The organism is Phyllobacterium sp., assembly GCF_037994425.1.
GTDB lineage: Bacteria > Pseudomonadota > Alphaproteobacteria > Rhizobiales > Rhizobiaceae > Phyllobacterium.
Genome location: NZ_JBBNAM010000167.1, coordinates 18646 through 42191, shown reverse-complemented (window position 1 = coordinate 42191; position 23546 = coordinate 18646). Strand labels below are relative to the sequence as shown.

The window sequence follows — 23546 nt, the reverse complement described above, 5'->3', positions numbered from 1 at the left end:
ATTCAAGCCGACGCGGCCATGCAAGCTAGTACCGGCCAAGGCCAACGCCAAGTGCGTGCATTTCCCCGTTGTCTGAACGCTTGTTTTCCTTGCATTTCGGGCGTTCGTTGCCTGTTAGAGATGCTCGTTTGGCCTGTTGTCGGCATTTTCAAACGACCGTTTTTACAGGGCGTTCCCTATTCGACCTTTCTTATTCCCTGCCGGCCGTGCCCCTATCGCTGAAGCTCGGGAGAATGACGCATGGTTGATGGAGTTGACGCGGCAAACTGCCATGCGAGGTTGTGATATATAATGTACGGGGCGTGCGCCTTGCGGGTCCCCATGCCGGGAACCATCAGCTAACAGGCCGCCGAGAGAGCGAACTCTCCTATGCCCCAGCGAGTATCCCCAGCCGCTCAACCCGGTATCTCGCCGATCTTATTGCTATGGTGCGGCGCAAGCGTCCGGGTTCTCCCCTCGCCTCACTTTGCCGCCACCCGCAATAAAATTGATATGGATAGTAGTCACCAGCGCTGCTAGCGCCATCCTGCATCTCCATGATGGCGTGGGCGCGATTGAACCGATGCTTGATCGCGTATCGCCTCATCATGAGGAGCTGAGCCGCCAGCAATCCATCACTTTCGACAGCATGTACACCAGACGAACAAGCGGATGGCAATTCATGTAGGGGAACGTGCGTTGAAATATGTTCCACGCATACACCCCGCTGTCGAAGGGTGTCCCGGCCCGCGGAGACCTCGAACGAACTGTCACATGCACAACTGTCTATGCCCCGATCACCGCGCTTTCAAGAGGGTAATGTTCGACCGACCTTTTTCTACGTCGTTCAATCAGTGTACTTATTCGCTGATTCTGCCTCCTGAAAGGCACGATAGAGCTCCTCGAGCCTGCCTTCTATGTAAGCGCCAAAGCGCGATGCGTTCTTGGCTTTCAGAGCAAGCGTAAACGCCTTTCCACTATCCGTGATGTTGGCACGCAGCGACTTGTCCTCGGACGCCCAGGCCTTTGTGCGCGGTGTAAAAGTTTTTGGCGCGCGCTTTGCCTTGCTCAGAAAATCAAGAAGCCGCGCAAAGCGCGCATCGCCCGTTTGGTTAGCAAAATCGCCGGATGCGACAAGCGCCCTCGCCTCCTCCTGATTGCCTGGTATCTCCAACAATTTCGACAACTGCCACCAGCGATCCCGGCCGGTTGCCCTGGCTGGGCCGATTGCCAGAATGATGTCTTCTGGGATGTGATGGGCGACGGACTGCATCTTCGAGAACGTCGTTGCATCGAGCGCCAGCGCAGACTTCACCACGGACTGGTCGTAGCCGAAGTCGCCGAGACGTTTGGCAAATAGCGCCCGCTCGATAAACGATAAATTCGAGCGGGCAGCATTTTCCTGGCCTTGGGCAATGACGTGGTCCTGATCATCCAGCGCTCTGACCACGGCTCGGACCTGTCGATCCAGCTGTTTTGCCACCCTGACACGGCGATGGCCGAATACCACCTGGTAGCGCCCGGCAGCTGAAGGATGCGGCCGAACGAGAACAGGCGAATCCTGCCCCCTCTCCCGGACTGCGGTCAAAAGCTCCTGAAACGCCTCATCGTCTTCCTCGATACGATCGGCAATGAACGAACCATCGATGAGATCCGGATCAAGTTCGACGACGCTTGCCTTTGCAAGCTCTTCGAAGGAACTCTTGATCGACCGCGAGGCACCGCCGACGACGTAGTTCACGGCGTCGTTGTCCTCCGTCTTGAGCGGTGCGGGGTTCATGACGCTGCTAAAAATGTCCTTACGGGCCATCTATCCATCCCCGTTATATGTTAAGCTGTTGATCTTTCGAGCAAATAACGCGGTTTTTACTGCGGTAAAGCCATCTGGCATGATCAGCGGCCCCACGCCCGATGAATGAGTGTGGCAATTTCCGAATTGACCGCGTCTAGCGATTCGATCGCGCGTTCGTAGGTTGATCGCGTAAAGCTGTTCTTTTCGACTTCATAAAGGGTCTGCTTGGTCAGCCCGGCATCGGAAATTGCCGTCGATTTCAGCATCGGGTTTGACAGGATCTCCTCGGCCAGCATCGATTGCATGAAGCCGACCATTTGCGCCTGGGGAATGTCGGTTGGCTCGTAGCGTGTAATCAGATAGCGGAACCAATCGAGTTGCACTTTTGCTCCGGCCTGTTTTACCGTCTTAAGTATACCGCCCAGCATCAACAGGAACTGTGACATCGACATGAGGTCGAGCATCTGCGGGTGCACGGTAATGAGCACCGATGTTGCCGCCGACATGGCCGTCAGCGTCAAATAGCCGAGCTGCGGCGGACAATCGACAATGACAACGTCATAGCGACCGTCCACCTCTTCAAGTGCCTTGCCGATGCGGGTGAAGAACTGCCGGCCCTCCATCGAGGCGCGATCCTGCATTGCAAGCGGCGTGTCATATTCATATTCCTGTAGTTCCAGATTTGCCGGAATGATATCGAGGCCCGGAAAGTTGGTTGAAAGAATAACGTCCGAAACCGACTTGCGCTCGTCATCATAGCGTATCGTCTCGTAGAGCGAGAGATTACGATCAAGTTCCGGCTGGAACCCGTGCAGGGCCGACAACGACGCCTGCGGATCGAGATCGATGGCAAGCACGCGATGCCCGGTCAACGCGAGGTACTGCGCAAGGTGGGCGGCGGTCGTCGTCTTACCCGAGCCGCCCTTGAAATTGACAACGGCAATGACCTGCAACTTGTCGCCGGGCTTGCGGTGGGGCACATATTTTTTCACTTCCGTGCGGCCGTTGCGGTCGAGATAGTAGCGCAGATCCATCATCTGATCAGCCGTATAGGAGCGGCGGCCGGACGCTGCCTGCGCCGGCACCGGACCTTTACCCTCGAGATGAAGGCGCTTCAGATTGTTTTGGGTAACACCGAGGTAGTGTGCGACTTCCGCCATCGAGAACAAGCGCAACGACTTCTTCGCATCCGGCGGGAATTTTTCCATCCGAAGCTGGTTCAGCCGACGGGAGATCTCCGCGCCCTGATCGAGGATCTTATCATCGAACTCGAACCTGGGCAGAGGCATTGCGACATTCATGGAATCAAAACCTCTAATAGCGCTTTTTCAAAGGAAATGCTTTGCGAAGTGCCATTAAGCTCCGATTCGTCCGATCCGGCAAGATTTTTTGGGTTAATAAAAGGCTAACGGCACCTCGCCCCGGTGGCAGAGCCGGCGACGCACCATTGATGAGGATCGATTGTTTGACCCCAAACGCCAGATGCTCAACGGCTCCAGACCGTTGATCTGATAAAGAAAATCAATCCGTTTTACCGCAGTAAATGACCTGCGGGCACAAAGGGAGACAACCGTCATTCCCTCTGCGCGGCGTCCAACCTTGTGTTGTCGTCCTCGACCAGTTCATACCACATTGCATTCAATACGGCGAAGGCTGCCGCAAAGGGCAATCCGAGAAGCCAGGCAAAATACCACATGATTCAACCCTTTCGGTCAGTATGCGTGTCCGCTTTTGTCATCGACAGAATTGGCGTCCACCTTGCCCCACAGCACTTTGTAGACCCAGGTCGTGTAGGCGACGATCAACGGGATGAAGATCGCAGTCACGACGAGCATGATGAACAGCGTAAGATGGCTCGATGATGCATCCCACACCGTAAGGCTCGATCTCGGATCGAGCGAGGAGGGGAGAATGAACGGGAACATCGACACACCGACACTGGATATCATTCCAAATATGGACAAGGCGCTCAAAAGGAGGGTGGCGACTTCGGCCCGGGCCCTGAAACCATAGAACGCCAGTGCCGCGCCCACCAATCCGATTATCGGCGCAAGGAGGAGCACGGGATAGGAACCATAGTTTGCAAACCAAGCCGACGGCTCCTCAGCGACGGTTTTCATAAGCGGGTTCGAGGCACCATGAGGATCGATGACGCTTGTGATTACATACCCGTCAATCGCGAGCCAGAGAATGATCCCAGAAAGGGCAAAGAGCGCGAGCGTGCCCAATGCCGCAAGCGAGCCATAACTGCGGGCGCGCTGGGCAATCGCGCCATCGGTCTTCAACATCAGATAGGCGCTGCCGTGCATGATCAGCATCACAACCGAAAGCACCCCGCACAGCAAGGCGAATGGATTGAGAAGGCCAAAGAACGTTCCCTCATAAAAGATCCGAAGCTCGTTGTTGAAGCGGAATGGAACGCCCTGCAGGACATTGCCAACCGCAACGCCGAAGATTAGGGACGGAACGAACCCTCCGATGAAGAGGGCAGCGTCCCAACCGCTGCGCCACCTGTCGCTGTCATGCTTTGAACGGTATTTGAAGGCAACGGGTCTGAGGATCAACGCAGCGAGGATTGCAAACATTGCGAGATAAAAGCCCGAGAAAGACACCGCATAAAGCGGCGGCCAGGCCGCGAAAATCGCGCCGCCGGCAAGAATGAGCCAGACCTGGTTGCCTTCCCAGGTCGGGCCGATGACATTTATGGCGATGCGTCGTTCGGTTTCCGTCCTGGCGACAAAGGGCAAAAGCGTGCCGATCCCGAGATCGAAACCGTCGGTAACGGCAAAGCCGATGAGAAGAACGCCGAGCAATACCCACCAGATAAGACGCAGGAGCTCATAGTCGATGATTTGGTGCAATATCATGGTCGTCTACTCCGCTGGCACGATGTGCGGGGAAATGAGTTCAGCTTCAGGCTCGGTATCTGGTTCCGGTCCCTTGCGAATGGCGCGCAGCATCAGCCCCATCTCGATAAAGATGAGGACCGTATAGATCAGCACGAAGCCGCAAATGGTGAGGAGTACCGTCGACGCGCCGAGGCTGGAGACTGCTGCTGCGGTCGGAAGCACACCTTCGATAATCCAGGGTTGACGACCGGATTCAGCAACAATCCAGCCGAGCTCCGCAGCGATCCAGGGCAGGGGGATTGCAAACACGGCAACACGTAGCAGCCAAGGATAGGCGTCGATCTTGCGGCGCACCGACAAGATGAAGAAGGTTGCCGTCAGGATGATGAAGAATATGCCCAGTCCCACCATGATGCGGAACGACCAGAACATTCGTGGCACGTTGGGAACGGTATCCCAGGCCGCCTTGTCGATCTGTTCGGGTGTCGCCTGCCGTGGATCGTCGACATATCGCTTGAGGAGCAATGCATAACCGAGATCAGCGCCGTTTGCTTCGAAGGCATCCCGGACTTCCGAGGGTATCGCCGTGGTGCTGCCAACCTCCCTTATGCGTTGAAGGGCGTCATAGGCAACGAGACCTTCCTTGATCCTTTCGCGGGCATGTTCGACCAGTTCCTCTATGCCTGGGATGGGGGTCGTCAGCGACCGTGTCCCGATTAATCCCATGACCCAGGGAATGCGCACGGCAAAGTGCGTTTCACGCGACTCCTGATCCGGAAAACCGAAGATGGTGAAGGCGGCCGGCGCGGGTTCGGTTTCCCACATGGCTTCAATCGACGCGAGCTTCATCTTCTGGTGCTCTGTCGTCAGGTAGCCGCTCTCGTCGCCAAGCACGACGACCGACAGCGCTGAGGCAAGACCGAACGAGGCAGCGACCGTCATCGATCGCTTGGCAAGCGCGATGTGACGCCCCTTAAGGGCGTACCAGGCCGATACGCCAAGAACAAAGATGGACGCCGTTACGTAACCCGCTGATACGGTATGAACGAACTTGGCCTGGGCAACGGGGTTGAACAATACTTCATAAAAATCAGATACTTCCATGCGCATTGTCTGGGGATTGAAGGTAGCGCCCACCGGATTTTGCATCCAGCCATTGGCTATGAGAATCCATAGCGCGGAAAAGTTGGAGCCGGCGGCAACGGCCCAGGTCGCGACCAGGTGCCCAACCTTCGAGAGCTTGTTCCATCCGAAAAAGAACAGACCGACAAACGTCGCCTCGAGGAAAAAGGCCATGAGCCCCTCGATGGCGAGGGGTGCGCCGAATATATCGCCGACATAGTGGCTGTAATAGCTCCAGTTCATACCGAACTGGAACTCCATGACGATCCCCGTCGCGACGCCGATGGCGAAGTTGATGCCGAACAGTATGCCCCAGAATTTTGTCATCTGACGCCATATGACCCGGCCGGTCATCACGTAGACCGTTTCCATGATCGCCAGGAGTATGGAAAGCCCAAGCGTCAGTGGGACGAAAAGAAAGTGATACAGCGCCGTTATCGCAAATTGCAGGCGCGAAAGCGCCACGATATCGAGTTCCATTGCTTCTAGCCGGGCCTATCCCGACTCCCCTGTTGAACGGTCCGCACATTGGCGTGCTGCCGCATGAAAGTTCGAGCCCTCAGTCCGGCCGCAGCGCGGAAAGAGCAGTAGCAAATTCCTTCTCGCCGCGGCGCAGCACTGCAACGATGCGCCCGTGGTCAAGAATGATGATCCTGTCAGCCAATTCTGCCTCGCGCCGGATATGCGTCGCGATAACGACCGCATGGCCTTGCAGGCTGGCGCCAAGACGTTGCAGTACATCGCGCGCAGTGGTGCCATCGAGCCCCTCGGTAGGTTCATCGAGCAGCCACAGGGGCGAGTTGCGTAAAAACAGCCGCGCAAGGGCAAGCCGCCGCGCCTGGCCGCCCGAAAGACCGAGCCCGCCTTCACCGAGCCTGGTACCGAGGCCTAATGGGAGCGAGGCGACAAGCGTGTCCAATCCGGCCTGTCTTAGGGCGTGGCCGAGTTCATTGTCATCAGCCTTGGGAGCGGCGAGCCGAAGGTTATCGCGCAGCGTGTCCTGAAAAAGCTCGGTTTTCTGCGTCAGGAGGGCCGCCCTCAAGGTTTCAATCTGGCCACTGACGGGCGTGAGTTCCTGTGCGATCAGCGCAAGCAGGGTCGACTTGCCGGCCCCGCTTGGTCCAATCAAGGCAACACGTTCACCATGCTCTACGTTCATGCTGAGGTCGCGAAGACAGGGGAGGGGGGCGCCGTCGTGAGTGACGCTGACGTGGGCGAGGCGCAGGGCCAGCCCATCCCGGGGGACTGCCCCTGGCAGGGCAGGGCAGGTTACAGCAAGGCCTGGTGCAATGCGCCGGGCAGCAAGAACCGTCCGACCAAGCTCGACTGCGCCGCGGCGCAATGCTGCAAACGGTTCCAGTGCGGCGAGGGCGACCAGAACGCCGAGTGCTGCGACCGGCCCGCTGATCGCGCCGCCATCGCTCAGCGCCGCCAGGGCAAGCATCGTGCCGCCAAGCAGGATCGCCGATGCGAAGCCAAATCCGGCGCTGGCGAAGACCTCGACCCAATTCAACTGGTCGTCGGCCGCCGCCGCTCGACGCTCAGCGGACGCAACGGCAAGCTTTTGCGCGGCGAGGCGACCGGTCATGACAAGGTCTGTCTGGCCTGCCACCAGATCGATCGTGCGTGAGCGGAGGGCCTCCAGAGCATGGGCACGGCGCCGAGATGGTGCGCTGGCGAACCGGGCAGCGAGAAGCGGTATGCCAAGCCCCGCGGCAACGAGCCAGAATCCTGCCACAAGTCCAAGCAGGGGATGCATGAGGCCGAGTGTGACCGTCACGGCAAATGCCGTTACGATCGCGACGCCGGCCGGAACAAGTACGCGCAGGTAAAGCGAATCGAGCGCGTCGATATCGGCCGTGAGGCGAAACAGCAGCCGTGAGGGCCGTTGAATCAGGAGCCTTGCCGATTGCGGACGCGACCAGCTGCGGAACAATTGCTCGCGCAGACCAGCGAGGACACCAAGCGTCGCGTCATGGGTGGCAAGACGCTCGCCATAGCGGGAAGCGGTACGCAGCAGCGCGAGAAACCGGATCGAAGCGGCCGGCGCGAATACATCGAAGGCAAGAGCGGTCATGGAGGAGAGGCCTGCGACCGCCGTTGCCGTAATGAACCAGCCAGAGAGCCCGAGAAGCGCGATCCCGGCAAGAACGGTAACCGCTGCAAGCAACGCACCGGCAATGAGCATAAAACGGCGCTCGGTATAGAATATTGCGACGATCGGCCGGAATGCGCGCAATATGCCCATCATGCTGCCTCCCGGGCGCTTCGTGGTGACAGCACGACGATGCGATCCATCCGCGCAGCCAGCACCGGGTCGTGCGTCGCAACGATAAGGGTTTTTCCACGGGCGATTTCAAATAGACCTTCGGTGATCTCTTGAGCCGTGGCTGTGTCGAGATGCGTTGTCGGTTCATCGGCAAGGACAAGGTCCTTGTGAGTGCCGGCGGCGGCCCGCGCAAGCGCCAGGCGCAGGATCTCGCCACCCGAAAGACCCGAGCCGCCTTCGCCTATCTGACGGTTGCCATGGGCTTCGGCCACGTGCTCGAGCGATGCGAGCGCAAGCGCCGCGCGTGTTCGGTTCGTCTTGACTTCGGGGCGTCCAAGGGAAATGTTGTCAAATAGTGAGCCGGCAAATATATGCGGCTTTTGACCGATCCAGATCATCCGCGCGCGCAGTTGTTGAGCTGTCGATTCCGAAAGGACGTGATCCGCAACAGTGATCCGGCCGCGTGCATGGGGAGAAAGGCCTGCGACCAATGCCAGGAGAGTGGATTTGCCCGATCCGCTTGGGCCCAGGATCGCCACGCGCTCGCCCGGCTTTGCCTCAAGGTCGATATTATGCAGCACCTCAGCGTCGTTTCCCGCATGGGAAAACGACAATGCTTCGACCTTGACTGAAACACCCTTGCTCTCGTCAACCAGCGAACCGGCGACATCGTTCGTGCCAAGGAGGGCGACGCCATTATCGGCAAGTTGTTGAAGTGCCGCGAGTGCGGCCTCGCCAGCTGCCCTGTCGTGCCATACGGCGGAAAGCTCGCGCAGCGGTTCAAAGAAAGCTGGTGCAAGAAGGAGGATGAACAGGCCCTCGCTGAGGCCAAGGCGGCCACCCCAGGCACCGAAGGGAAGCTGACCCAGATAGTGAAAACCGATATAGACCGCGACCATGGCAACGCCGAGGGCGGCAAAGAGTTCAAGCACGGCCGATGACAGAAACGCAATCCGCAGCACGGCCATTGTTCGCAGTTGCAGGGATTGCGCATCGGCACGCAACCGCCTGGCCGTCATATCGACGGCATCGAAGGCGCGAATGGTTGTCATTCCGCGCAGCCGGTCGAGAAGGAAGCCATTCATGCTGCCCATTTCGATGAGTTGCTTTTCGCTCGCCGCCTTGGCGCCCCAGCCAATGAGAGCCATGAAAAGAGGTATCAATGGCGCCGCGAGAAGCAGCACGAATGCGGCCAGCCAGGAAAATGGAAAGATAGATGCGAGGATGGCCAGCGGAATGAGGGTTGCCTTGAGCCGCGTCGGCCTGAAACGAGCCAGATAGGGCAGGATCGCCTCAGCCTGTTCGGTGATTACGCTTGCTGCAAGTCCCGAGGCAGGGCGGGTGACGTCCAAGGGTGAGCGCTGCGCAAGCGCGGTGATTGCCCTTTCCCGAAGTTCCGACAAAGCCTTGCGGGCCTTGAGGAAGGCAAGGCGCATGCCTGCTGCATCAAGCCCGGCCCGCAGAGCGCCGATAACGACGAGCCCAAGAGCGAGCCACACAACGCCCCGCCAGTTGGCACCGGCAACGATATTGCCGACCGCCACGGCTAGAAGCCCGGCCTGGGGGATAAACAGCAGCGCCGCGACGACCTGAAGCAGGCAAGCATTTCTCAAAGCGCCCGATCCTTCGTTGTCATCAGCCAAGCCTTCAACAACCGGCTTGCCATTTGCGGCAGGTTCAAGGTCCACGCAATGCCCGTCCGGGCTCACTTCAGAGCGAAGCGCCAGCAATGCATCTGCTGTGGGTCCCATGCCGTCAACCCTTCTCAGTAGTGCGCTTTGATCTGCCGAGCGAAACGATCTTGTCCTTCGCCTCAAGCAGTTTCGTGACTTTGGCGCCCAGCGTCAACAGTGTAGCCAGCCTGTCGGTTTCGAGCTTTTTGACGTCATCATACCAGGTCGTAAGCCGCTCGATCAGACCGTGCATCTCGCTCATGCGCTCCTGGGCGTGCCGTTCGGCATCGCTGGCTGGTTGCTGCATCAGAATTTCGCGCAAGACCGACAAAGTGGGATCGACTTCCCGTTTTTTGCGTTCCTCGGCAAGCGTGCGCAGGATCTGCCAGACGTCATCGGGCGTTGTGAAGAAATCGCGGCGATCGGCGGGCAGATGCTTGAGAAGGACCAGGTTCCAGGTCTGCAATTCGCGCAGGCTCATGGAAACGTTCGAGCGCGATATGCCAAGGGCATCAACGATCTGGTCGGCGTTGAGGGGTTCGGGCGAAACATAAAGCAGCGCATAGATCTGGCCGACGGTACGATTGATACCCCAACGGCTTCCCATTTCGCCAAAATGCAGAACGAAGGATTGTATGAGCGGCGGCAGGTTCATCAGAAGCTTCCGTTATATCTGTTATTTCAGAAATTACTGAAATGACAGTAGCAAGGAAACTCCCGCCGTCAAGCTGGGCCCGCCGCCCGGTCCGAAATGCCGCAGGCCGGGCTCCAACAAACAAAACGGCCCGGTCGCGAAAACCGGGCCGTTTGACCGACGTTATCCCGAAGGCTTTTCTAGTTGAGGCCGAGCTTGCCGCGCAGTGTCGAAAGATCCTCGGCAAGCGTATTGACGGCGGCGGCGAGCAGCTTGCGGTCGTCTTCGCTAAGCTTGTCGTAAAGCTGATAGCCATCGGTGGTCCTGTACTTTGCCAGCGTCGTGTCGACAGCGTCGAAATTCGCCGAAACCTTGGTCACAAAGGCCGCTTCGTCCTTTTCGATCAGGGGACGCACAAGGTCGAAGATCTTGCGTGAGCCATCAAAGTTGGCCTTGAAATCCCAAAGATCCGTGTGGCTGTAGCGATCTTCCTCGCCCGAAATCTTGGTCGCGGCGACTTCTTCCATCAAAACGGCCGCGCCACCAACAACCTTTTCTGGCGGCAAAGTGAGGTCGGCGATCCGTTTGTTCAGCTCGGTGACGTCCACCATCAGCTTGTCGGCAACTGGTGCCAGGCCCTCGGCGCTGTTCTTTTCGAAAAGACCATATTCGATGCGGTGGAAGCCGGTGAATTCCGGGTCTTTTTCCGCCATTTCGTGATCGTCTGCGCGTGAGTCGATGGAGCCGTCAAGGTCGCTGAAAAGCTCGGCGATCGGCTCGATTGCTTCATAGCTCATGCGGGTGGAACCAAAGAGCGACTTTGCCTTTTCGACATCGCCGGCCTTGACAGCGTCCGTGAATGCCTTGGTGTCGGTAACCAGCTTCTCGGAATTTTCCGAAACATAGATCTTGTAGTCAGCGATGGGCTGAACGAGATCAAGCGGCGATACCTCGGCAAGGGCAGCGCCGGGAAGGACTGCAATGGACAGGGCGAACAGGCTGGCAGACATTCTAAGTTTGAGTTGCATCGATTATCCCCTTAAGATCTGACGCGCGTCACGGCGTGACCCGCTGCTTCAAGTAGTGTCCGGCCCAGAAAGTCACTGTCATCGAGAGGGCCAGGTAGTGTGAAGAAGAAGCCGCCGCCGATCGGCTTGATATATTCTTCGAGCGGTTCGCCATCGAGCTGGTGCTGGACGGTGATGAAGCCCTTTTCGAGGTCAGCCTGGTAACAGATGAACAGAAGGCCCTGTTCAAGTTGCCCGGATTTGCTGACGCCATTGGAATAGTTGAATGGGCGGCGCAGGATGAGATTGGCCTCGGAAGCATGAGTGCGCATGTTTGCCAGCCTGATATGGGCATCAAGCGGCGTAACCGTTCCTTCCGGATCCTTCGAATAATCCGGCACATCATGCTCTGTCGCACCTGAAAACGGGGCGCCGGTCGCCTTGTTGCGCCCAATGATGCGCTCCTGCTCACCGAGCGGCGTCCTGTCCCAGCGTTCGACAAAATTGCGGATGATCCTCACCACCTGATATGTGCCGGCGCGCGCCCATGCGGGTTCGTCGCTGTTTTCCGTCACCCACACGATGCGGTCCATTAAGGCGGTATTGTTGGCGTCAGGATTGGCCGAGCCATCGCGAAATCCAAGAAAGTTGCGCGCACTCTCGTGGCTTCCATCAGGCTTTGGCGGCAACACCGGAACCGATCCTTCCTGCTTCCAGCGAAGCACCAGAAGATCGGGCATCGTCTTGATGATGTCGCGCAGCGCATGAATGTTGGTATCAGGCGTATTAGACGATATCTGCAATGCCAGATCGCCATGGCAAAGATCGGCATCGAGCGCGTCGTTGCGAAACGCCTTCATGCGCGATAGCCGTGCCGGCTTGTGCGGTGCCAGCCAATCGCGCCTTTCAAAAAACGAGGAACCGAGCGAAACAGTCATCGTCAAATTGTCGGGCGGGACAAGGGGGCCAAGAATACCCGAATCCGATGGCGGTAGCTTGTCGTCGAAAACAGGCGGTTCGCCGCCCTGCATCAGGAATGCGATGCGCTGGGAAAGGGTTCGGAACAGACGTTCGACATCTTCGGGCGCGGTTGCCAAAACGTCAAAAGCCGCGATCATGCCTGCCGCCGGGCGCGGGGTGATGATCCCGGCCTGATGGGTGCCGTAGAAAGGCTGACGCTGGCGTGTATTGTCGCTCACCGGCGCGTCTGTTACCTGCTCGTTGCGCCTCTCGGCCGACATCGCCTTGCCGAGGCCCGCCGCCAAGACGCCGCCTGCCGCACCGACACCAAACAGAATATTGCGGCGATTGGTAACCGGTCCCTTGTCGTTCGCTGTCATCGTAATCCTACTCCAAACCCACTGCGGCATTGAACTTGCCGATTGCGTCCGCCAGCGCCTGCATCTTCTGCGAGAGGGCCTTGCGGCTGTCCCCGTTGACACTGTCATAGGCAGGAAATTTGTCTGGCCCGCGCAGGCTCTTCAACGCGTTGTCAATGTCGGTCAAACGCGCCTCGATATCGGCAACCACCTGAGGCGCTGCAGTCATAGCCACTGGCTTCAGGAGGGTCATCATTCGCGAAACACCCGCGATGTTGGCATCAAAATCAGCAAGATCGGTCTGCGCATAGTGATCAACACCGACAGCCACTTTCGTCGCAGCCATAGAAGCAACGAGCCGCTGGGCGCCCCTTGCGATCTGTTCCGGCAAGATGCGCATGCCGCGGATACGATCCTTGAGCGCGGTAACGTCGGCAAGCAATTTGGCTGAATAAGGTTCCAGCCCTGCCGTCCTCTTGTCGGTGTAAAGACCGTATTCAATACGGTGGAATCCGGTGAAGGCCGGATCCTGCTCGCGCCTTTCAAGGAAATCGGCAACAGGATCGATCGTGTTGTGCAGATCGGCGAATTGGTCCGCCATGGGCTCGATCTGTTTGTAGGGCGTGCGGGCGCTTTGATACGCCTGCCTGGCTTTCTCAAGGTCGCCTGCCCTGATGGCGCCATCAAGTGCCTGGGTCACCTTGACGAGGCTGTTGGCCTGGGTCACCAGGAACACCTGGAACTCCGCAAGCGGCCCAAGATAGGCGCGAAGGGCGGGACGGGCGGCCTCCGCATCGGAGGCGGCCGACGGCGTTACATGCAAGGTGCCGCGCGGACTATTGAGGAGCCCGCAGGTGATTTCATAGTCGCCGGGCTTGAGCTTGGCCTGAAGTGTCTGGCTGATCCCCGGGGCGATATTCTCGCGCTCCTCAATGACCATGACGCCGTCAAGAATTTCCCACTCGAGAGCGCGATCCGATTTGTTCACGATCGTAAACGTCGCAGGTCCGGCGGCGACGGTGATCGTGTTCGGGTCGCATACACCGTCCTTGATCGTCACCGTGATCGCATCACCTGCGACCCCTTGCCTTGCACCCTTTGACGCATAGTAAAACGCAACACCACCGGCAACGACAAGCGCAGCTGCCCCGACGACGGCCAAATGCATCAGTCTTTGTGATGCGGGACGAGGGGAGGCAGAGCCGGCTGAATGCGACATGAAGGATCGTCCGATCAGTTCGAGGGTTTGGTTGCTTGCGCGCTCACGGCACCCGTTACGCTTGGCCGCACAAACATGAAGAGGCTGATTGCAAGATAGGAGAAATAGACGATCACTTCGCCGAGCGTTGGCATGTCCTGATAGCCGAACATGCCGGACAGAAGCGTGCCGAGCGGACTGCCGACAGGCAGGACGCCGCTAAGATCGATAACGACCGTCTGGAGGCTGTTCCAGACGCCCGCCTCGTGGAAATGCCGTAGCGTGCCCGCCAGAATACCTGCGGCAACAACGAGAATGAACAGACCCGTCCAGAAGAAGAACCGCCGAAAGTTCATGCGCACGCCGCCGGCGTAGATGCCGTAACCGAGCGCAATCGAAACCAGTATGCCAAGGACGGCGCCGACGGGTGCATCGCTTGATGTGCTCTGCTGGAAAATCGCCAGCAGGAAAAAGACCGACTCCAATCCTTCGCGTGCCACGGCGAAGAAGACCATGGCGACAAGCGCCGTTGCCTGTCCGCTCGAATGGGACAGCGCCTCGTCGATATGTGTATGCAATTCCGATTTGATCGAACGCGCGGCCTTGCGCATCCAGAAGACCATGGAGGAAAGCACGATGACTGCGATCAGGCCGACAATCGCCTCGAAAAATTCCTGCGCCTTTTGCGGAAACTGAGCGCTAACCAGTTGCAGTGCTGCGCCAACAAACAGTGACAATGCGATGGCAAGGAGAATGCCAACCCACACGGCAGGCATCCAGGCGCCGCGACCGGTTTGTTTGAGATAGCTCGCAACGATACCAACAATAAGGGCTGCTTCGATACCCTCGCGCAGCATTATCAGAAAAGGAACCAGCATGAATTCGCACCCCGGCGCAGACTTTACCGGTCAGATGATACGGTATAATACGCCGGGCGACTCATAAACTTTCGAGAAAAACGAAGCAATAACAATATATTAGAAGGATTCTAATCTAAATCTGGACCAAATTTCTCAATTATTTCCGTATGTTGAGTGTAATTATCCACTATAACAGACACCCATTCAATGGCCTGCCGTGGAAGATCGTCACATTCTTGCCTTATTTCTAAGCGGGCTGCCACAAGCCCGCTTGACACATTTGGTGCGTTCGGCAAATGTGAAACCGGTTTCACTCGCTTTGGGATAGCTGTTTGAAATTTGACATGACGATATTGGCGCCGCACGTGCCATTTCTCATCAAGGGTGCGCTTTTGACCGCGCAAGCTTGCGCAATGGCTTTGCTTGGCAGCCTGGTACTCGGCCTCCTCGTCGCCGCCCTGCGCACCTCATCCTCGCCAATTTTATCCCGAGCCGCCTTTATCTATGTGGATCTGTTTCGCAACATACCCTTCATCGTCCAGCTATTCTTCTTTTTCTATGGTTTGCCCGAAATAGGCATCTATATCGATGCCTTCACGACTGGGGTCATCGCCCTGTCGATCGCGGGCGGCGCTTTCAGTTCGGATGTCATTCGCTCGGGCATCCTTGCCATCGACACCGGCATCCTTGAGGCCGCTGAGGTCAGCGGACTTTCCAAGCAGGTCATCTTTCGCAAGATCGTCATGCCGATCGCGCTGCGTACATCCGTGCGTCCGCTCGGATCGGTCTTCATCAATCTTGTCCTGACCTCGTCGATCCTTTCAACGATCACCCTCAACGAATTGACCGGTTCTGCCAAGATCGTGGCATCGGATACGTTTCGCCCGTTCGAGGTCTATGCTGTCCTCCTGATCGTCTATGCCAGCCTGACCTATCTGATATCGCTGGCGATCGGGGCGCTGCATCGCCGTCTTAACCGCGACCGCATGCCGGACGTTGCCTGATGCGCTATACAAGTTTCACCTCCTACGACCTCGTTTTGCTGGCTCATGGGCTCGGGGTCTCGCTGGCGCTGTTTGCTGTAACTACACTTATCGGCCTCCTGATCGGCACGATGTGGGCCGTGATCCGTTTCTACCGCGTGCCAGTGCTCACCCCGCTGGTCAGTTTCTTCGCCGAGCTTCTCAAGAACTCCCCGGTTCTGGTGCAGTTGTTCCTTATCTTCTTCGGTCTGCCTGCCCTGGCCAGGATCAATGTGACGCCAGTCGAGGCGGCAATCATCACGCTCTCGGGCAATACGGCCGCATTCATCTATGTCATCGCTGTCGCAGGAATCGAGTCCATCGGACGCGATCAGATTGAATCGGCGCGGGTTTTCGGTCTGTCGCGCTGGCAGATCTTGCGCCACGTTGTTGCACCGCAAGCAATGGCATTCGCCATCGGGCCGTTGACAGGACTCCTCGTCAACCAGCTCCAGGTCACCTCATTGATCTCCGTCATCGGTGTCGTCGACCTGACCAAGATCGGTAACATCCTTAATCTGCGCACATTGAAGCCCTTCGTCGTGTGGACCGTTGTCGGCGGGCTCTATTACGTGACCGCCAAGCTGATCGCGCTTTTAGGTGCGCGATTGGAACGGCGTCTGCGCGCCCACACGGCATGGAAAGGTCTGTGAGATGATCAGCGCTCGCGGCGTCAAGAAATCCTTCGGTTCCGCTGTGGTGCTCGACGGTATCGATATTGACGTCAGCGTCGGCGAAGTCGTCTCCATTCTGGGCTCCAGCGGCTCGGGAAAGTCAACGCTGATCCGTTGCATGAACGGCCTCGAACGGCTCGACGGCGGCCGCATAACCATCGACGACTTCGATGTCTCGATTCCGAAGCAGCTTGCCGAGGCCCGCAAGCGTTCTGCAACGGTGTTCCAGCTTTTCAATCTCTATCCGCACATGACAGCGCTCGACAACATTACGCTTGCGCCGACAAAGGTCCTGAAGGTTCCCCGCGCCAAGGCGCAAGCCGAGGCCCGCGCCTTGCTCGACCTGGTCGGACTTGATGCCCGCGCTGACGCCTATCCGGCGCAACTTTCCGGCGGACAGCGGCAGCGGGTTGGCATCTGCCGTGCGCTTGCCATGAAGCCCCGCTACCTTTTGCTTGACGAGATCACCAGCGCGCTCGATCCCGAGATGACAGCCGAAGTGCTCAATATCCTCGGGCAACTTGCTCGCACCGGTACGACCATGGTGTTCGTCACCCACGAAATCGAATTCGCGCGGACGATTTCCTCGCGCATCGTTTTTCTCGACAAGGGCCGCCTCATCGTCGATCTGCCGACGGACGAGTTTTTTGCCGCCGATGGCGGCATGGCAAGGCCGCGTATCGCCCAGTTCCTCTCCAAAATGCGCAAAGACTAGACAATGATACTCATCGCAAACTCCGAGGCCTGGCCCGGTTTTGAAAAATCCGTCGAACTCCTCAAGCAGAGTGCCCACGGCATCGACGCAATGGTGGCCGGTATTACTGAAGTAGAACGCGAGGTCAAAGTGCGTAGCGTCGGCTATGGCGGCTGGCCGAACATGCTTGGCAAGATGGAACTCGACGCCGGCGTAATGGACGGGACGACGCGCGAGGTCGGCGCCGTCGGTGCGGTACCCGACACGTTACCGGTCGCCGCGCTCGCCCGCGAGGTGATGCGGCGTTTGCCGCACGTGATGTTGACCGGAGACGGCGCGCGGCGCTTTGCATCCGAGATCGGTTTTCCGCTCGACGATGTCCTTTGCGATGACAGCAAGCGCGTCTGGTGGGAGCGGCTGAAAGAGGAGCTGACCCCGGAACAACAGGCGGCATTTCCTGATATTGCGCTCGCACCGCTCAGCCGCGCCATCACCGATCCGGAACGGGTCCGCGACACGACCGTGTTTCTGTCAAAGGATATGACGGCAGGTATCCATGCCGCCACCTCGACATCCGGCTGGGCGTGGAAGTATCCGGGCCGGCTTGGCGATTCGCCCATCCCCGGCGCCGGCTTTTACGCTGACAGCCGCTATGGGGCTGCCGCCTGCACCCATACGGGCGAAATGACGATCCGCTGCGGAACTGCGCGCAGCATCGTCCTTGCCCTGCGCTTCGGTCATACGCTGCGAAAGGCGGTCGACATGGCGATCGATGATCTCGCCGACCTGAACACCGGCTTTCTTGCCGGCGTTGTCGTTCATGCAATCGATGCATCCGGCAATCACGAAGTCGCCAGTTTCCGCTGCCCTGAAGAAATCAAATATTGGTTCTGGGAGCCGCAAATGTCCAAACCCGAGCTGCGGATTGCGAGGCAATACGATCCGCGGCCCACAACACAAAGGGGAAATGCATGAAAATCATGATTGCAAGAATCGCGGCACTGGCCCTGACCGTTGCCATGGCCTTCACCGGCGCCGCCCATGCCGGCAAGATCGAGGAGATACGCGAGCGCGGTGCGGTGCGTATCGGAGTTTCGCTCGGCGGTGAGCCGATCGGCTTTCGTGACGACAAGAACAATCCGGTTGGCTACGATGTCGATGTCGCAACACAGCTTGCCGAAAAGCTCGGCGTGCCGGTCGAATTCACTGATGTCTCGGGTGATGCCAGGATCTCGATGCTCGTGTCCGGCCAGCTTGACATCGTCGTCGCAAACACGTCCGCAACGCTTGAGCGGGCCAAGACGGTGAACTTCTCCATTCCTTATAACCGCGCCGGCCTTCGCGTCATCGTCCAGAAGGACTCAGGTATTGCCAAGCTCCAGGATCTCGCTGGCAAGTCAGTCGTCGTCGGGCGCGGAACAACGGGCGAAAGCTTTCTGAAGAAGAGCGTTCCTGACGCTCAGCTCGTCTATACCGACAACTTCTCGCCCGATGGGGTTCTCTTGCTGCAGCAGAAGCGCGCGGATGCGGCAATCGAGGATTCCTCGCTCCTTGATTATCTCGCCACCAAGAACGATAACCTCGTCACGCTTCCTGGCCTTTACTCCAACGACCCGATCGGCATTGCCGTGGCGAAGGGCGATCCGGAATTGGTGCGCTGGCTTGATATGTTTGTTTCAGATTATATCCAGTCGGGCGCCTATGAGGCCAATTACAAGAAATGGTGGGGCGAAAAGGCTAACCCGCCGACGCTGAACCCGCTTTGGTAAGGACAAGGACGGGCCGGCTTGCCGGCCCGTCTCATTTCGATCGGGAGCTCTCGCGCGAAACGAAATAGGTCGGAATTTGGACCAATGTGCCGCCCGACCGAAACGCCTTGGTATTGGTCAAGAACCGCAGGATTTCCTTGATATAAGCGGTTTTGTCGTAGCCTATGGAAGAAATCGGATAGGCTTCATATTCGGCCAGCGTCACATCGTCGAAGCCATAAAGCAGGAACGCCTTCGGTCCGATCTTCAAAATTGCTTCTCTGTGGACGTCAAGCACGCCCATGGCCATCGCATCGGAGGTGCAGAAGACGGCGTCGGCGCTTTTCCATTCCGGTGATGCTGCGATGCGGCGCCCGCTCTCATAGGAATAGTCGCCGCGCAACTCGCCAATCAGCGCGATGCCGCTGCGCTGAAGTTCCGATCTGTAGTGGCCGACGCGCGCCTGCTCCACTGCCGACGCTGCGCGGCCCGTTACAAGGAGAGCGGTGCGGACACCTTTCTCGGCGGCATCGGCAACCGCAGTTGCGATCCCGGCCAGTTCATCAGGGATGATGGCTGGCGCTGCATCGTCGCGCATGCCGTTCAACATCAGCACGCTGTCATTGCGAAACATCTTGCGGACACTCGCCGCATCGGCGAAGTCCGAGAACACCAGCGCAGCATCGACGTGGTAGGCGATGCCATTGCGCAGGAACTCCTCGATCCCTTGTGATGAACCGACACGAACGAAGATTACCTGCTTGCCGATCGACTGGATCTCGCTGATCAGATGATCGAAAAGATCAAGGTCCGAAAGGTCGTGGATATGATTGACCACCACCGCAACGAGATTGACGGTCTTGGTCGTGAGACTGCGCGCCAAGAGATTAGGCTTATAGCCCAGCTTGCGCGCCGCCTGCAGTACGCGCTCGCGCTTGTCGGCCGAGACTGGCCGTGGCTCGCTTGACAATGCGCGCGACGCGATCGCACGCGATACGCCCGCAAGTTCGGCAACATCGGCAATCGTCGGCTGTCCGGTTCCCTTGCGCGGCTCGATCATGAAACCCCAAACCTTTCCATTTGGTCCAGGTCTTCAACCCGTAGCATGGGCGCTTGGGGTGGCGTGGACCACCCCATGCTTAGCCGCTTCGTCACCTCACGTTCAATGATAAAAGCGTGATCGTCCGCCGTCCTGGATGTTCAGACCGCGATGAGTGTCTTTTCTTCCTGTTCGGCTTTCAGGACCTGCAATTGCCGCTCCCACGCGAGCGCATCCCCTACGATCAAATCAAGATCGTCGCGTTTCGGGACGAAGCCGCAGAGACTGCGCACACGCTCGTTGCCAGCAACTAGGACCGCGGGATCGCCAGCACGGCGTGGTGCGACTTTCACCGTGAAATCCACGCCGGAAACGCGTTTTACCGCGTCAATGATTTCAAGGACCGAGTAGCCGTAACCATAACCGCAGTTTGCCGCCGTGCTGCGCCCGCCAGCCTCGAGATAGTTCAGGGCACAAAGATGCGCCTGCGCCAGGTCGCTGACATGGATATAGTCGCGGATGCAGGTTCCATCCGGTGTCGGATAATCGGTTCCGTAAACTTCCATGTGCGAGCGTTCGCCCGTCGCTGCCTGACTTGCAATCTTGATGAGATGCGTGGCGCGGGGGAACGATTGGCCTGAACGCAATTGCGGGTCTGCACCGGCAACGTTGAAATAGCGCAGCGCGACATAGTTGAAATCAGGATGGGCAACCGCCGCATCGCGCAACATCCATTCGGTCATCAGCTTGGAAGTGCCATAAGGCGAGATCGGCTGGTGAGGCATGTCTTCACTAATCGGGGTCCGCTCTGGCTCACCGTATACCGCGGCCGTCGAAGAAAAGATGAAGTTCTTCACTCCTTCAGCAATTGCCGTCTCGATCAGAGAGCGGGACTGAACCGTGTTGTTGCGATAGTAGGACAGCGGATCGCGCACGGAATCGGGAACGACGATCGAACCGGCAAAGTGCAGGATCGCAGTAATTGCGTATTTGCGGATGACATCTCTTACCAGCCCCTGATCGCCGATATCACCACGCACCAGCGGTACGTCGCTTGGCACCAGCCACGGGAAGCCGCAGCTCAAATCGTCGAGAACGACAACCGAACGGCCGGCATCTTTGAGGGCCAGCGTCATGTGGCTGCCGATATAGCCTGCGCCACCGGTAACGAGAACAGTCATGGGAGTACTCCTGGAGGGTTGAGAAACGTTTCGGATAGACAAGTCTTGCCAATCGATTACTGCGCCGTACCTCCTCCCTGTCCCTTCACTGTTCCTCCCATTGAAATCGCGACCGGAACGCGAACAAGGTCCCTGTCCCAAGTAACCTTGCACCCCGTGAGCCGGTACCGCGTGAAATAGAGATAGGCCTTGTCCCCAGTATCCTGGAAAGACGGTGCCTTCGCTTCCGGATCGAGCAGGGCAGGGTAGAACACCCTGCCTTCGGCGCCGCAATTATCCTCCCATAGCAGCGGTGCCTCGAAAACGAGAGTTGGCTCGGACCAATGCACCAGATCGCGAGACGTCGATGCATAGATGCCGGAGGCGGTCTTGCCATCTTCCGTGCGGCGGTCGCCGAATACGGCGATCACCGCATCAGTTCCCTTGTATTCAGATATCGAGCCGATCATGCGTCCAATCCTCGACGTCGATACCGGCGCGCAGACGTGGTCCTTTGCGTCTGCTGTCTGCTGGCGAAAGGGGTCGATGAACTCAACCGCGAAGTCCTTGCCGTCAAAGGCGCGCCAGGAGGATGGGGCGCTAAGATCCCGCGTGCGCAAGACGCAGTTGCCGCGCTTCTGGTCGCGATATCCATCGGCGAAGACCATGGCGTAGTACCAGCCGTCGCGTTTGATGATGTTCGTGGGATTGGCATAGCCAACACGCGCCTTTCGATCATTGGGGAACGGATAGGGCAGATTGGCCACCATAGCGGTGGCACCAGAACCTTTTTCCGGTGCGAAGGTCTTGCCGCCATCACGCGAAACCAGTGCGGTTACCGTATTCAACAGGCACGAACTATAGGATTTGTTGCTGCACAGGCCAGGCGCGCGATTGCCGCGCAGTTCCATATGAGCGAGCGCATAGACGGTCTTGCCGTCGCCCGTCCAAAGGCCACTGATCCAGCCCATGTCATCGTACTGATCAAGAACGTTCGATTTTTCGGCCTGATAGATGACGGTGCATTCAGGCCGCAAATTATTGAGATCGGGGCCGCTGAAGCGGCGATTGTCGTTATGGCTGGCGATCAGATGGACGTTACCGTCGGCATCGCGAAATGCGCGCGCCGGCGCATCAGGCACATGCGATTTGACGCAAGCCTGCTTTGCCCAATCGAACACCATTTCCTCCGGGCCGGAGACGGCGAGCGTGGCGCCCGCCGTTTCCTGCCCAAGAGCAGGCCCAGCCACCGCCAGCACGAGTGCGGCGGCAGCCATGGCGAAGCAATTGCGCATTATGCAACCTTGCGGACAGGTTCTTTGACGCGCTTGCTGGTGTCGGTCATCTTGTGGTCGACACCATTTTCCGTGAGGAACCGGTGCATTTCACCATAGGTCTGGTACCAGGCACGGTTGTACTTGTCGAAGAGCGACTGATCCCAATAGTCTTCAAGCTTGAATTCCTTGTTGCTGAAGACGTCGAAGCTCGGAATCTGATAGGTCTCGGCAAACTCCACCGTACGGCTGTCATAGGTGAAGTAGATCGACGGCGTGCCGTTCGACAAGGCCATCAGATTGCCGTGCAGGCGGTAGCCGAGGACGAGGTCCTTCGACTGGACCAGATCTTCATAATCGGCGACTACGTCGGAATAGAACATGCGCTCGCGATAGAGCTTCTCGACAGTATCATCGAGGAACCAATCAGAAACCCACTTGTTGGCTTTCAGCGCCGCGATCGCTTCCTCTTTCTGCTCTTCCGTGCCGAAGACGAGCTTCTTTTCTTCCACTTCGCCCTGTGACATCAAAACGGCATCGAAGCGACCGGCGAGTTCCTTGACAAGGTCACGATGGAACGTCAGGTAGCGCTTGATGTCCTGCGCGTAGGTCGGGGAGACTTCGCGGCGCATCGTGATGCCGATGTTCTGGACGTCGTCGAGAGCCGGCAACTTGATGCGCATTTCCGGATCGTTGCGGCGGAACGCCGTCGGGCAGCCGACGATCCTGACGTTGCGGATACCGATGTCCCAGAGCACCTGCGCGGAGTAGGCGCCACGCACACCGATCGACGCGGTGGAATCAGCCATCATGTGGAGGACGGTTTTGGTTTCCTCGGATAGCTCGAGCTTGCCCTTGACTGGAGCCTGCGCACCGATGCCGAAAGCGATGACCGGAAGGCCGAGACGCTTGAGGACCGGAATGGTCTGGCTCCAGCCCATCGACTGGTGAACGTAGTTGGAGCCACGCAGGAAGACGTAGTCATACTCCTCGCGAAGCCGATCAATGTCTTCCATCTTCGGTTCAGCGATGGGAAGAACACCGAGCTTGTCGTAATTCATCAGCTTCAGCGACGAGTCGAATACGAAAGCATCACCAATGTTGTGGTAATGATTGATGCTGCGCTGAACATCCTTGTAGTTGTACCAGCGAACACTGTCGTGATCGTACACTTCGCCTGAGGGGATCATTACGAGTACGCGTGCCATAGAAATTACCTCCGTTTGGCTTTCG

General features: G+C 58.1%; 21 protein-coding genes. 5 read left to right on the top strand and 16 right to left on the bottom strand.

The genetic code is table 11. The annotated features are described in order from the left end of the window. Window positions 1-826 precede the first annotated feature (826 nt). From repB to efeU, 12 genes are all read right to left on the bottom strand, one after another. Entirely contained in the window at window positions 827-1789 is a 963-nt protein-coding gene (gene repB / locus AAAB35_RS12570; RefSeq protein ID WP_340668616.1) for a plasmid partitioning protein RepB, read from the bottom strand. 83 nt (window positions 1790-1872) lie between these two features. Continuing rightward, window positions 1873-3072, bottom strand: coding sequence for a plasmid partitioning protein RepA (gene repA, locus AAAB35_RS12565; protein WP_340668615.1), 1200 nt, complete (start codon window positions 3070-3072; stop codon window positions 1873-1875). A gap of 272 nt (window positions 3073-3344) precedes the next feature. Next, window positions 3345-3467: a cytochrome bd-I oxidase subunit CydX gene (cydX, locus tag AAAB35_RS12560; RefSeq protein ID WP_340668614.1), complete on the bottom strand. Its 123-nt coding sequence runs from the start codon at window positions 3465-3467 to the stop codon at window positions 3345-3347. Between the two features lie 16 nt (window positions 3468-3483). After that, window positions 3484-4638 (bottom strand): cytochrome d ubiquinol oxidase subunit II, encoded by a 1155-nt coding sequence (gene cydB, locus AAAB35_RS12555; protein WP_340668613.1) that lies wholly within the window; start codon window positions 4636-4638, stop codon window positions 3484-3486. A 6-nt stretch (window positions 4639-4644) separates the two neighbouring features. Beyond that, window positions 4645-6222, bottom strand: coding sequence for a cytochrome ubiquinol oxidase subunit I (locus AAAB35_RS12550; protein WP_340668612.1), 1578 nt, complete (start codon window positions 6220-6222; stop codon window positions 4645-4647). Between the two features lie 79 nt (window positions 6223-6301). Continuing rightward, complete coding sequence (gene cydC, locus AAAB35_RS12545) at window positions 6302-7993, bottom strand: thiol reductant ABC exporter subunit CydC (RefSeq protein ID WP_340668611.1); 1692 nt, start codon at window positions 7991-7993, stop codon at window positions 6302-6304. Further along, complete coding sequence (gene cydD / locus AAAB35_RS12540; protein ID WP_340668610.1) at window positions 7990-9762, bottom strand: thiol reductant ABC exporter subunit CydD; 1773 nt, start codon at window positions 9760-9762, stop codon at window positions 7990-7992. The genes cydC and cydD overlap by 4 nt, the downstream gene beginning before the upstream one ends. 4 nt (window positions 9763-9766) lie before the next feature. Continuing rightward, window positions 9767-10339 carry a GbsR/MarR family transcriptional regulator gene (locus AAAB35_RS12535; RefSeq protein ID WP_340668609.1) on the bottom strand — a complete coding sequence of 191 codons (573 nt, stop codon included), beginning with the start codon at window positions 10337-10339 and terminating at the stop codon, window positions 9767-9769. A 179-nt stretch (window positions 10340-10518) separates the two neighbouring features. Continuing rightward, a complete protein-coding gene (gene efeO, locus AAAB35_RS12530) occupies window positions 10519-11346 on the bottom strand; it encodes an iron uptake system protein EfeO (RefSeq protein ID WP_340668608.1) in 828 nt (275 codons plus the stop codon). Window positions 11347-11357: 11 nt separating this feature from the next. Further along, complete coding sequence (gene efeB, locus AAAB35_RS12525; RefSeq protein ID WP_340668607.1) at window positions 11358-12665, bottom strand: iron uptake transporter deferrochelatase/peroxidase subunit; 1308 nt, start codon at window positions 12663-12665, stop codon at window positions 11358-11360. A 7-nt stretch (window positions 12666-12672) separates the two neighbouring features. Further along, complete coding sequence (gene efeO, locus AAAB35_RS12520) at window positions 12673-13863, bottom strand: iron uptake system protein EfeO (RefSeq protein ID WP_340668606.1); 1191 nt, start codon at window positions 13861-13863, stop codon at window positions 12673-12675. 14 nt (window positions 13864-13877) lie between these two features. Beyond that, window positions 13878-14720, bottom strand: coding sequence for an iron uptake transporter permease EfeU (efeU, locus tag AAAB35_RS12515; protein ID WP_340668605.1), 843 nt, complete (start codon window positions 14718-14720; stop codon window positions 13878-13880). A 326-nt stretch (window positions 14721-15046) separates the two neighbouring features. Here efeU and AAAB35_RS12510 point away from each other — a divergent pair, with 326 nt between their 5' ends. Genes AAAB35_RS12510 through AAAB35_RS12490 form a run of 5 tightly spaced genes read left to right on the top strand, consistent with a single transcriptional unit; the run spans window position 15047 to window position 18861 of the window. Next, window positions 15047-15706: an amino acid ABC transporter permease gene (locus AAAB35_RS12510; protein ID WP_340668604.1), complete on the top strand. Its 660-nt coding sequence runs from the start codon at window positions 15047-15049 to the stop codon at window positions 15704-15706. Next, complete coding sequence (locus tag AAAB35_RS12505) at window positions 15706-16377, top strand: amino acid ABC transporter permease (RefSeq protein ID WP_340668603.1); 672 nt, start codon at window positions 15706-15708, stop codon at window positions 16375-16377. Before AAAB35_RS12510 ends, AAAB35_RS12505 begins: the two co-directional genes overlap by 1 nt. Before the next feature lies 1 nt (window position 16378). Then, window positions 16379-17113 (top strand): amino acid ABC transporter ATP-binding protein, encoded by a 735-nt coding sequence (locus AAAB35_RS12500; RefSeq protein ID WP_340668602.1) that lies wholly within the window; start codon window positions 16379-16381, stop codon window positions 17111-17113. 3 nt (window positions 17114-17116) lie between these two features. Further along, window positions 17117-18067: a N(4)-(beta-N-acetylglucosaminyl)-L-asparaginase gene (locus AAAB35_RS12495; RefSeq protein WP_340668601.1), complete on the top strand. Its 951-nt coding sequence runs from the start codon at window positions 17117-17119 to the stop codon at window positions 18065-18067. After that, complete coding sequence (locus AAAB35_RS12490) at window positions 18064-18861, top strand: transporter substrate-binding domain-containing protein (RefSeq protein ID WP_340668600.1); 798 nt, start codon at window positions 18064-18066, stop codon at window positions 18859-18861. Before AAAB35_RS12495 ends, AAAB35_RS12490 begins: the two co-directional genes overlap by 4 nt. A 31-nt stretch (window positions 18862-18892) precedes the next feature. On the opposite strand, the gene AAAB35_RS12485 is transcribed toward AAAB35_RS12490, so the two are convergent. The 4 genes from AAAB35_RS12485 to AAAB35_RS12470 form a co-directional block, all read right to left on the bottom strand. Beyond that, window positions 18893-19900 carry a LacI family DNA-binding transcriptional regulator gene (locus AAAB35_RS12485; RefSeq protein WP_340668599.1) on the bottom strand — a complete coding sequence of 336 codons (1008 nt, stop codon included), beginning with the start codon at window positions 19898-19900 and terminating at the stop codon, window positions 18893-18895. 140 nt (window positions 19901-20040) lie between these two features. Further along, on the bottom strand, window positions 20041-21060 hold the full coding sequence (gene galE, locus AAAB35_RS12480) for a UDP-glucose 4-epimerase GalE (protein ID WP_340668598.1): 1020 nt from the start codon (window positions 21058-21060) through the stop codon (window positions 20041-20043). A 56-nt stretch (window positions 21061-21116) separates the two neighbouring features. Continuing rightward, the gene (locus tag AAAB35_RS12475) at window positions 21117-22334 is read right to left on the bottom strand and encodes a hypothetical protein (protein ID WP_340668597.1); all 1218 of its coding nucleotides are present in this window, start codon (window positions 22332-22334) and stop codon (window positions 21117-21119) included. Beyond that, window positions 22334-23521: a polysaccharide pyruvyl transferase family protein gene (locus AAAB35_RS12470; RefSeq protein ID WP_340668596.1), complete on the bottom strand. Its 1188-nt coding sequence runs from the start codon at window positions 23519-23521 to the stop codon at window positions 22334-22336. Before AAAB35_RS12470 ends, AAAB35_RS12475 begins: the two co-directional genes overlap by 1 nt. Between the last annotated feature and the right edge of the window lie 25 nt (window positions 23522-23546).